The 5,186-nt window shown below is 69.6% G+C and carries 5 protein-coding genes; 3 read left to right on the forward strand and 2 right to left on the reverse strand.

All coding sequences use genetic code 11. From position 1 onward, the window contains the following. The 3 genes from RTU05_RS16910 to pyrC all read left to right on the forward strand — a co-directional run. On the forward strand, positions 1-771 hold a 771-nt coding region (locus RTU05_RS16910; RefSeq protein ID WP_312599480.1), incomplete at its 5' end, for an AEC family transporter. 52 nt (positions 772-823) lie between these two features. Then, positions 824-1,807, forward strand: coding sequence for an aspartate carbamoyltransferase catalytic subunit (locus RTU05_RS16915; protein ID WP_312599481.1), 984 nt, complete (start codon positions 824-826; stop codon positions 1,805-1,807). Then, the gene (pyrC, locus tag RTU05_RS16920; RefSeq protein WP_312599482.1) at positions 1,804-3,078 is read left to right on the forward strand and encodes a dihydroorotase; all 1,275 of its coding nucleotides are present in this window, start codon (positions 1,804-1,806) and stop codon (positions 3,076-3,078) included. The genes RTU05_RS16915 and pyrC overlap by 4 nt, the downstream gene beginning before the upstream one ends. 9 nt (positions 3,079-3,087) lie before the next feature. Here the strand turns inward: pyrC and ubiM are convergent, their stop codons facing one another. Together ubiM and RTU05_RS16930 are read right to left on the reverse strand one after the other, a co-directional pair. After that, complete coding sequence (gene ubiM, locus RTU05_RS16925) at positions 3,088-4,269, reverse strand: 5-demethoxyubiquinol-8 5-hydroxylase UbiM (protein WP_312599483.1); 1,182 nt, start codon at positions 4,267-4,269, stop codon at positions 3,088-3,090. Positions 4,270-4,330: 61 nt separating this feature from the next. Further along, the coding region (locus RTU05_RS16930) for a glycerophosphodiester phosphodiesterase family protein (protein WP_312599484.1) at positions 4,331-5,186 on the reverse strand (856 nt) is incomplete at its 5' end.

The raw sequence follows: 5,186 nt of genomic DNA on the forward strand, positions 1-5,186 counted from the left end.
GTGGGCCTCGTCGTAGACGATCAACGAGGGACGACGGGGGCGGGCGCGGCGGCGGTGGGGGCGACCCTGATCGTGGCGGCGGCGACCCTGGCGGCCAAGCCGCTGATCAAGCTAGACGGCCCCGCCTACACCAGCGTCTTCCAAGGTGTGATCCGTTGGAACAGCTTCGTCTTCGTGCCGGTGATCCAGTCGATCTATGGCTCGGAAGGCACGGCCCTGGCCGCCGTGGCCATCGCCTTCATCATTCCGGTGACCAACATCGCCTGCGTCGCCGTGCTGGCGAAATGGGGCGCCCTGCACCGCGAGCCCTCGGTTCTGGGTTTGCTGAAATCGATGCTCGCCAACCCGATTCTGCTGGCCTGCCTGATCGGTCTGGCGCTGAATTTCCTGCACGCGCCTTCGATCCCCGGCCTGTCCGAGGTCATGGACCTGCTGGGCGCCGCCGCCCTGCCGCTGGGCCTGATCGTCGCCGGGGCCGGCCTGTCCTTCGCCGAGGTCAAACGCCGCCGCAAGACCATCGCCGCCGTCACCCTGATCAAGCTGGGCGTCATGCCGCCGCTGATGTGGTTCATAGCCTGGGCCTTGGGCGGCGACAGTCTGGCCCAGGGCATCGCCCTGATCTGCGGCGCCGCGCCGGGCTCGGCGGCCTCCTATGTCCTGGCGCGCCAGATGGGCGGCGACGCGCCCCTGATCGCGGGCGTCATCGCCCTGACCACCGTGGGCAGCGCCGTCGTCATCCCCATCCTGCTGGCCCTGTTCCACTTCGCGTGATGGGCGCGCCAGTCTGGCGTTTGGGGCGAGTCACGCCTATAGCCGCCTCTCGATGACCCAGCCCTCCCTCGTCACCGACCAGACCATCCAGGAGCGGCTGATCCCGTTCCCGAAACCCCACTTCCTCGCCGCGTCGGACCTGAATCCGTTCGTGACGCCGAAGTTGCTGGAGCTGGGCGACGCCTTCGTCGACTTCAACCGCCAATCCTCCAAGGCGCTGGACGTGCTGCACGGCCGCACGGTCGTGAACCTGTTCTTCGAAAACTCGACCCGCACCAGTTCGTCGTTCGAGATCGCGGCCAAGCGTCTGGGCGCCGACGTCGTCACCATGCCGGTCGCCTCGTCTTCGGTGAAGAAGGGCGAGACCCTGATCGACACGGCGGTCACCCTGAACGCCATGAAGCCCGACATTCTGGTCGTGCGCCACTCGGCCTCGGGCGCCGCTGAACTGCTCAGCCAGAAGGTCGGCTGCGCGGTGGTCAATGCCGGGGACGGCCGCCACGAACACCCCACCCAGGCCCTTCTGGACCTGTTGTCCCTGCACCGCGCCTTTGGCGATGTGACCAGCCTGACCGTCGCCATCTGCGGCGACATAACCCACAGCCGCGTGGCCCGCTCCAACGTCGCCCTGCTGCAGATGATGGGCGCGCGCGTGCGCCTGATCGGCCCGCCGACCCTGGTGCCGGGCGACGCCGACCGCTGGGGCTGCGAGGTCTTCCACGACATGCGCGAGGGGCTTCAGGGCTGCGATGTCGTCATGATGCTGCGTCTTCAGCTTGAGCGGATGGCCGGGGCCCTGGTCCCCTCCACGCGCGAGTATTTCCGTTTCTGGGGCCTGGACCGCGAGAAACTGGCCTGGGCCAAGCCCGGCGCCAAGGTCATGCACCCCGGCCCGATGAACCGAGGCGTCGAGATCGATTCAGATGTCGCCGACGATCTGAACGTCTCGCTGATCCAGGATCAGGTCGAGATGGGCGTCGCCGCCCGCATGGCCGTTCTAGCCTCCCTCTCCGCCCGTTGGGGAGACGCACGATGACCACTCTGGCAATCGTCAACGCCCGCCTTCTGGACCCGGCCAGCGACTATGACGGCCCGGGCGCCATTCTGGTCGAAGACGGCCGCATCGCCCGCGTGATTCACGGCGCCGCGCCGGATCTGGCCGCCGATCAGATCATCGACGCCGACGGCCTGTGCCTGTCGCCCGGCCTCATCGACATCCGCGTCAAGACCGGCGAACCCGGCGCCGAGCCCAAGGAGACGCTGAAGTCCGCCAGCCTGGCCGCCGCCGCCGGGGGCGTCACCACCATCGTCGTCCAGCCCGACACAGACCCCGCCGTCGACGATCCGGCGGTGATCGACTTCATCCAGCGTCGCGGCGCGGCGCTGAACCTGGTCAATGTCCGCGCCGCCGGCGCCGCCACCACGGCGCTGGACGGCCAGCGCATGGCTGAGATCGGCCTGATGGACGAAGCGGGCGCTCTGTACTTCACCGACGTGGACAAGGTCATCGTCAACAGCCGCACCCTGCAAAGGGTGATGAGCTACGCCGCCGCCTTCAACGCCCTGATCGCCTGCCGCCCGGCCGATCCCTGGCTGACCGAAGGCGCCGTCGCCGCCGCCGGCGAGCTGGCCACGCGCCTGGGCTTGTCCGGCAGCCCAGCCATCGCCGAACGCATCGGTCTGGAGCGCGATCTGGCCCTGGTCGAACAGACCGGCGCCCGTTTCTTGGTCGATCAGATTTCGACCGAAGGCGCGCTGGAGACCCTGGCCCGCGCCCGCGCCAAGGGGCTGGAGGTCGCCGTCAGCGTCTCGATCAACCACCTGTGCTTCAACGAGGTGGACATCGGCGACTATCGCACCTTCTACCGGCTGGACCCGCCGCTGCGCTCGGAGGCCGACCGCCAGGCCCTGATCGAGGCCGTGCGCGACGGCCTGATCGACGTCATCACCTCGGCCCACGCCCCCGCCCCGGCCGAGGACAAGCGCCGCCCGTTCGCCGAGGCCGCGCCCGGCGCCATCGGGCTTGAGACCCTGCTGCCCGCCGCCCTGACCCTGCACCACGAGGATGGTCTGGACCTGCTGGACGTGCTGCGTCCCCTGACCCAAGGCCCCGCCGCCCTGCTGGGCCTCGACGCCGGCGTTCTGGCCGAAGGCGCACCTGCAGACCTGATCCTGTTCGATCCCGGCGCGCCGGTCATCATCGACGCCGACGCCCTGCACTCCAAATCCAAGAACTCGCCCTTCGACGGCCGCCGGTTGCAAGGCAAGGTCGTCGGCACATGGGTCGCGGGCCGCAAGGTTCACTGACGCCAACTGTCAAGCGGTCAGCATCCGCTTGACCACCGCCTTGAACGGCGCGGTCGCCTGACCGGCGCGCAGCATCGCGCCGCGCGCCAGTCGGGCCGGCGGCGTCTCCTGGGTGAACAGCCGCACCATGGCGTTCGTGCCCTGATAGAGCGGCCAGCTGGCCAGCCGATGATCGTGCTGATAGCGCGCCAGCAGACGGCCCGAACCGATGTCCGCGTCTCTCGCGTCTCGCACCACCTTGGCCAGCGTCTCCTGCCCGCGCAGACCTAGGTTGAAGCCATGGGCGGTGACCGGATGCATCCCCACCGCCGCGTCACCAATCAGGGCGAAGCCGTCGCCCGCGAACCGATGGCTCCAGGTCGTGGCCAGTGGATAGGCGTGGCGCGCGCCGACCAGTTCCAACCCGCTCAGCCGGCCTTTCAACCGCCGCTCCATGGACGATGCAAAGACATCGGGCGATTGCGCGATCAGGTCGGCGATAGCCGGCGCCGCCAGGGTAAGCACCACCGAGGACAGCCGTTGCTCGGGGTCGGCGACCGGCAGCAGGGCGATGGTCTGGCCGTGGTCGAACCATTCGGTCGCCACATGGCCGTGCGCCTGATCGTGCCGCATACGGCAGACCATCATCGACCGCCCCAGCCGATTGATCTCGGCCCCCACGCCCAGTCGGTCGCGCATGAAGGAAAAGCGCGAATCGGCCGCCACGATCAGGTCGGCGCGGATGGTCGTCCCATCGTCCAGCGTCAGCCGTCCGCGCGGCCTCCGAGACCCGATCCGACAGTCGGCCACCCGCCGTCCGAGCATCAGGTCGACGCCCGCCTGCTTCTCGACGACCTCGAACAACGCGCGCCGGATCAGATGATTGGGGATCAGCACGCCCAGCCGCTCCGCATCACCGGCGCCAAACGTCAGGGCGAAGGGCGAGCCGCCGTCCAGCACACGCGCCTGACGCAGATCCGAGATGTCATCGGCCGGTATCCGGTCCCAGACGCCCATTGTCTTCAACAGGCGCATCGAATGGTGGGTCAGGGCGATCTCGCGACCGTCGAACGCCGGATCGCGCAGGCTCGCCTCGGCCTGCCCCTCGATCAGGGCGACGGACAGCCCGGCTCCCGCCAGCGAACGGACGAAGCCCAGGCCCGCCGGCCCGGCCCCGACCACGGCGATATCGAACGTCAGATCCTGGCTCATCCGTCCGCTCCTGCCCGATCGCGAGGGCGACGCCCTTGATGCAGCGCAAACCTGGGCGTGGTCAGCGCGGACGTGGACAGGTGGCGGCCTTGGCCACCTCGGCGCCCAGCACCGACTTGACCGCCAGCGGCGTGTCGGTCGCGATCACCGTCACCCCCTGGCGAACCAGGTCGCGATATTCCGACACGTCGCCGTCGGCGGCATAGCGGTCGTCGCGCCGAACGCCCTCGGCGCCCAGGGTGCCGAACTGGACCTCGACCCCGGCCTCTCGCAAGGCGCGCCACAGCGCCGGACGTTCCTCGCGCGTGCCGGTCCAGGCCAGGATTTGCGGCGCGTTCAGTCCGCGCAGATCAGCCACGCTGCTCAAGCCCGCCGAAATCATCATCTCGGGCGCCATCGCCGCCACCGCCCGCGCGTCGGCGTCGTTATAGGTGATCAGGATGACGCGGTTCGCCGCGCCCGACCGCCGCACCTGGTCGATGACCGCGCGCGCCAGATCGACGGTCGCGCCGCCCTCTGCGGGTTTCAGGTCGATGCTGACGATGGCGCCCACGCGACCGGCGGCGTCCAGCGCCTCGCCCAGGGTCGGCGGCGCGGCGCGGGTCAGGGCGCCGTTCGACGCCTTCAGCCTCGCCCGCTTCACCTGGGCCAGGGTCAGGTCCGCGACCCGCCCGCGCCCGGTCGTGGTCCGCTCCATCGTCTCGTCGTGCATCAGCACAAGATGCCCGTCCTTGGTCAGGACCGCGTCCAGTTCCAGGATCGCATTGGGAATGGCCCGTCCCGTCGCCTCGATGGCGGCGATGGAGTTCTCGGGCTGGTCCGGCGCAGAGACCGCCCGGTGCGCCGAGATCGCTGCGCCGCCGTCGCGCACGCAGTCGAAATAGGCGGCCATCGCCGGCCCGGCGGCGGTCGGCGCG

The sequence above is a fragment of the Brevundimonas sp. genome (assembly GCF_032017145.1).
Taxonomy (GTDB): domain Bacteria; phylum Pseudomonadota; class Alphaproteobacteria; order Caulobacterales; family Caulobacteraceae; genus Brevundimonas.